This window comes from Streptomyces sp. P5F9, assembly GCF_057961495.1.
In genome coordinates, this window is sequence record NZ_JBXVPZ010000603.1 from 1 (window position 1) to 4964 (window position 4964).

Annotated in this window: 5 protein-coding genes and 1 pseudogene; 3 read left to right on the plus strand and 3 right to left on the minus strand. The window is 68.2% G+C overall.

Annotated features, from left to right (window positions below):
- Window positions 1-219: 219 nt before the first annotated feature.
- Together AC31A1_RS46615 and AC31A1_RS46620 are read left to right on the plus strand one after the other, a co-directional pair.
- Window positions 220-723: a glutathione peroxidase gene (locus tag AC31A1_RS46615; RefSeq protein WP_328829883.1), complete on the plus strand. Its 504-nt coding sequence runs from the start codon at window positions 220-222 to the stop codon at window positions 721-723.
- 89 nt (window positions 724-812) lie between these two features.
- On the plus strand, window positions 813-1697 hold the full coding sequence (locus AC31A1_RS46620; protein ID WP_489659132.1) for a MerR family transcriptional regulator: 885 nt from the start codon (window positions 813-815) through the stop codon (window positions 1695-1697).
- 191 nt (window positions 1698-1888) lie between these two features.
- On the opposite strand, the gene AC31A1_RS46625 is transcribed toward AC31A1_RS46620, so the two are convergent.
- The 3 genes from AC31A1_RS46625 to AC31A1_RS46635 all read right to left on the minus strand — a co-directional run bounded on the left by AC31A1_RS46625 (window position 1889) and on the right by AC31A1_RS46635 (window position 4345).
- Entirely contained in the window at window positions 1889-2098 is a 210-nt protein-coding gene (locus AC31A1_RS46625; protein WP_327403331.1) for a DUF397 domain-containing protein, read from the minus strand.
- 242 nt (window positions 2099-2340) lie between these two features.
- On the minus strand, window positions 2341-3198 hold the full coding sequence (locus AC31A1_RS46630; protein WP_033287311.1) for a helix-turn-helix domain-containing protein: 858 nt from the start codon (window positions 3196-3198) through the stop codon (window positions 2341-2343).
- Between the two features lie 394 nt (window positions 3199-3592).
- The gene (locus tag AC31A1_RS46635) at window positions 3593-4345 is read right to left on the minus strand and encodes a GOLPH3/VPS74 family protein (RefSeq protein ID WP_026150485.1); all 753 of its coding nucleotides are present in this window, start codon (window positions 4343-4345) and stop codon (window positions 3593-3595) included.
- 299 nt (window positions 4346-4644) lie between these two features.
- On the opposite strand from AC31A1_RS46635, the pseudogene AC31A1_RS46640 reads away from it, so the two are divergent.
- Window positions 4645-4964 (plus strand): annotated as a pseudogene (locus AC31A1_RS46640) (D-alanyl-D-alanine carboxypeptidase); the annotation flags it as partial.

Here is a 4964-nt window from a genome sequence, read left to right on the forward strand (position 1 = left end):
GTGCTGTATTCGCGGACGGCGGCGGGGGAGGTCGTGGTGAAGGCGGCGGGGCTTTAGAGGCACGGCCGGCCGGTGGGGCTTTGGACGCACGGCTGCCGGTGGAGCTTTGGACGCACGGCCACCGGCAGACCCGTAAGCCGAAAGGCGCATAAGCCCGTAGACCGGTAGGCACATGGGCCCCGTGGGGAGAACGTCATTTACCGGAGTTAGCATCCGGTTATGACGACTACAGAGAACACGGGTCCCCTCGGTGTCGAGATCGGGTCGCTCACGGGCGGCTCGGCGGACCTCTCGCAGTACGCGGGCAAGGCCGTCCTCGTGGTGAACGTGGCCTCCAAGTGCGGGCTGACCCCCCAGTACACGGGCCTTGAGCGGCTCCAGGAGCGGTACGCGGCGCAGGGCTTCACCGTGCTGGGCGTGCCCTGCAACCAGTTCCTCGGGCAGGAGCCCGGCAGCGCCGAGGAGATCGCCGAGTTCTGCTCGGCGACGTACGGCGTGACCTTCCCGCTGACCGAGAAGGTCGAGGTCAACGGGGACGGCCGGCACGAGCTGTACGACCGCCTCGTCGGCTTCGCGGACGGCGAGGGCCACACCGGTGACATCCGCTGGAACTTCGAGAAGTTCCTGATCGGCCGCGACGGCACCGTCGTCGCCCGCTTCTCCCCGCAGACCGAGCCGGAGTCGGCGGAGGTCGTGGCGGCGGTGGAGACGGCCGTCGCCTAGGACTGTCGCGGAGAGGTGTTGACCTTGCCCTTAGGACAAGGCTGAGCGTCCTTGTCGCCGGGCGGACAGAAACCGCCCGGTGACGGAGGATGGTTGAGGTGGACGACGACGACCTGCTGACCATCGGCGCGTTCGCGGCGCGGGCCCGGCTTTCGGCCAAGGCGCTGCGGCTGTACGACCGGCTCGGGCTGCTGGCCCCGGCTCACGTCGACGAGGTCAGCGGCTACCGCTACTACCGCGCCGGCCAGGTCGAGCGGGCCCGACTCGTGGCGCTGCTACGGCAGTTGGACATGCCGTTGGCCCGGATCGCCTCGGTGGTGGAGGCCGACGGGAGCGACGCGGCCGATCTCCTCGCCGCGTACTGGACGGACGTGGAGACCCGGGTCGCCGGGCAGCGCACGCTCGCCGAGTACCTCCGTGCACGACTGTCGGGGAGGAGCTCCGAGATGTACGGAAAGTTCGTGGTCGAGACGGTCGAGGTACCGGAACAGGTGCTGATCACCGAGACCCGGCACACCCTCGCGGACGAGTTGCCGGCCTGGATCGGCGCCTCCCTGGGGCGACTTGAGACGGCGGCGGAGGAGTGCGGGGGCGTGAGCGCGGCACCGTTCGTCGTCTACCACGCCGAGGTGTCCATGGAGAGCGACGGCCCGGCCGAGTCCTGCGTACCGGTCGCGGACGAGGCGGCCGCGCGGGCATGGGCCGCGCGACAGGGGCGGGCCCGGCAGACGGCGGTCCGGGTGGAGCCCGCGCGGACGCTGGCGTACGCCCGGATCACCAAGGCGCAGGTGGCGCATCCGCAGATCCTGGCCGCGTTCGAGGCGGTGGAGCAGTGGGTCGCCGGGCGGGGGCTGCGGTACGCCGGGCCGTGCCGCGAGGTGTACTTCGCGGACTGGGAGGCGGCGGGACCCGGGGACCCGGTGTGCGATGTGGCGTTCCCGGTGGAGGTCCCGGTGGCGTTCCCGGTGGAGTGACGTGCCGCCCGGTTCACGGCGCCGGGCACAAGCCGAGCCCCCTCGGCCAGGACGGCGGGCCAGTCGAGAGGGCTCTTCTTGAAGCGCTTGCACTGCGTGTACCGCTTGCACTGCGTGTACTGCCTGTACTGCCTGTCGTGCATGAACTGCACTGTGCTGCTTATGGAGTTGTGAAAGGTGAACCAGCCGCATCAGTGAAGGTCGTGCGCCCCCCGCGCGACATCTGCCACGAAGGCGTTCCACGAGTCGGCGGGGAAGGCCAGCGTCGGACCCCCGTCGACCTTGGAGTCCCGTACGGCCATGGCCGCGAGAACCGGCGACTTGATCTCGACGCATGCGCCGTTACCGGTGGAGTACGAGGACTTGGTCCACATGTCCGCGGCGCCCTGACGAATTGCCATTTTTGCTCCGGTTATGCCAGTTGATGAGTTGCTGTCACCGCGCGTCACGTCCGACCACGAACGCATCGGACGTACAACACGGTTTGCGCCAAAGCCTGTTGCTCGATGGCGTGATCGACGCTACTCGCCAACATCGGCGGGCGAAGCGGCCATTCACTCGACCGGGTGGCATATACCCCTGGTGTCTTCCATCCCGACCGGCGGAAGGTGTACTCTGCGGCACCTTCCGCCAACGGGGCCCCTCAGCGCGCGTATTCCTTCGCGATGTCCGCGATGAACTGACGGGACTGGTCCACGTTCAGGGCCTGCGCCCTCAAGTGCTCGTACATCACGCTGTACTTCTGGACGTCGTTCGCCTTCTCCAGGTACAGGTCGCTGGTGACGCCCTCGATGTAGACGACGCTGGAGTCCGCCGCGTCGGGGAACTCCAGGATCGCGTACTGCCCGTTGAGCCCCGGGTGGGCGCCCATGTCGAACGGGATCACCTGCACGGTCACGTGCGGCAGCTGGGACTGCTCGACGAGATGCTCCAACTGGTCCCGCATCAAAGAGCGGTTGCCGACCACGCGGCGCACCGCGGACTCGTCCATCACGGTCCACAGCCGCAGCGGGTTCTCCGGCGCGGAGATCCGTTCCTGCCGGCGCAGCCGCACCTGGACCCGCTTCTCGACATCGGCCAGGGCGGTCTCGGGCAGCGCCCCGGTGATGAGCGCCTCGGCGTACTGCCGGGTCTGCAGCAGGCCGGGGACGACCTGGGGATCGTAGACGCGCAGGCTCGCCGCGTCCGTCTCCAGCCCGATGTAGACGCTGTACGGGATGTCGCCGAAGGAGTGCCACCAGCCTTGCTGGCGTGAGTCCTTGGCCATCTGCATGAGCGAGTCGACGATGCGGACGTCCTCGACCTCGTAGACCCCGCACAGGTCGCGGACGTCGCGCTGGCTGATGCTGCGCCGGCCGTTCTCCAGCCGGCTGATCTTCGACTGCGACACCAGCAACCGCTCGGCGACTTCTTCGGCCGTCATGCCCTTGAGCTCTCGGAGTCGACGCAACTCCTGGCCCAACCGGCGTCTCCTGACGGTGGGATTGACACTTGACGCCACGGGAACGTGCACCTCCGGCTGCATGCCTCTACTTGCCACTGCTTACTGCTGCGCTTACCGCTGCTTGCTGCTCACTGCTTGCCACTTGCTTGCCACTTTGCGTATCTGCTGTTGAGCAGACTGCCACCAAGGTGGTTTCTACCGCTGGGAAACGGTGGATATGCGGCAGGTACGAGCCGGGTTCGGGTTGCCCGAGGCGTCCGCGAAGGCGTCCGTAGATGCGGCCGAGCGGGGTGGAGAGACGTTACGTCTACTCCACCCCGCTCGGACCAGCGGCTCCCGAACCGGGTCTTGGGGACTGCGGTGCGGCGTGTACTGCGGTCGTGCGGTGGTGCGTCGGTACCGGTCGTGCGGTGTGCCTCCGCGGTGCCGGCGTGTGCCGTGGGACTGCGGCTCAGTGAGCCACGGCGCGCGCCATGGTGCCGCGGTGCGGCTGCATCGGAACACCACGAGCCGGTTCCGGTGGCCTTGATCCGGGCGCGGCCTGACGGCCGGCCGGGGCCGGGCTACGGCGTGGCTGTGCCGCCACCCCGTTCTGGACGTCCATCACGGCGTGCGCCACGAGTCCGCCCATGGGGTCGTGCCTGATCAGGTCCCGCAGCCGGGAGCGGGACGAACGTCCCTCGTTACCCGGATACAGGTGTTTGCCGAGACCGACCGCGTGCGCCAGTGCGGCGAGCGCGGCTGTCCGCGGGTCCGGTGGCACACCGGTGCGGATCGCGGAATCGAGTCGGCCCCTGATCTCGCGGCTGATCTCGTTGTCCGTCGCCTGATAGCGAGTCGTCGGCAGCACCCCGCACATCTGTCCCGCCACGGCATGCACCATGCCGCACCGCTCCAGATGCGAGAGGTAGGTCTGGCGAAGTCCCAGTCGGGGCCCGCCAATCCAGTTCACCGCACGTACAGGAGCGCCACGCCTTCGCAGCAACTCCAACGCGCAGTCCAAAGTCGGATCTCCGGTCGGCCGTGGTACCACCACGGCGATACGATCCCCGTCTGGGGCTATCCGTCCGGCCAGCGCCAGCTCCACTAGCTGTGCTCCGGCCAGACCGAGGTCGAGCGACTGCGGCTGTGCAGTGGTACCCGTGGCCGGGTCCAATGCCAGCAACAGAAGCTCTTCCGGAAGAGTTCTGCGGCTCCTGCCCATCCATGCCTCCCCGCGTGGATGAATGACAGGGTGACCCCTCTCACATTGGTCTGTCGAGGGTGCGTGACCGCTTCGTGATGGAACCGGCAGGTATGTCGTTCTCGTCTACCGCAGGGGTTAAGCCCGCACACAGGACACTGGTACATGGTTCGGACAGCGGCATTGATGCGTCGTCCGGACCACGGGTAAGAGATTTCCCAGCTGACATCCAGCTGGCTTCCAGCTGATTTTGTGGCTGTTTTTGTAGCTAACTCGGTTATCTCGGTCGGTTCGGTTGACGCACGCGGCGCGTGCGGCGCATGGAGGAGGCATCGGTGGCGGGCGAGTCCCCCGACAGGTCGAAGAAGCGCGAGTCGTCGGCAGAACCGACGCCGGGGAGCGCGAGTCCGGTTCCTGAGGCCAGGGGCGAGCGCGATCCCCGGTTGGCGGTGGCCCGCGAGGACGCGGCACCGTCCGCGTCCGCGGCTCAGCGTGGGGGCGTGGACACGGCGACGAAGATCTTCTCGATCCGGGAGCTGCGGGAGGAGCGGGAGGCGACGGAGGCCGGCGGGTCCGGTGACGCCGCTGACGCCGCTGGCACCTCCGAGGACGCCGATACGCAGAACCCTTCCGCCAAGGG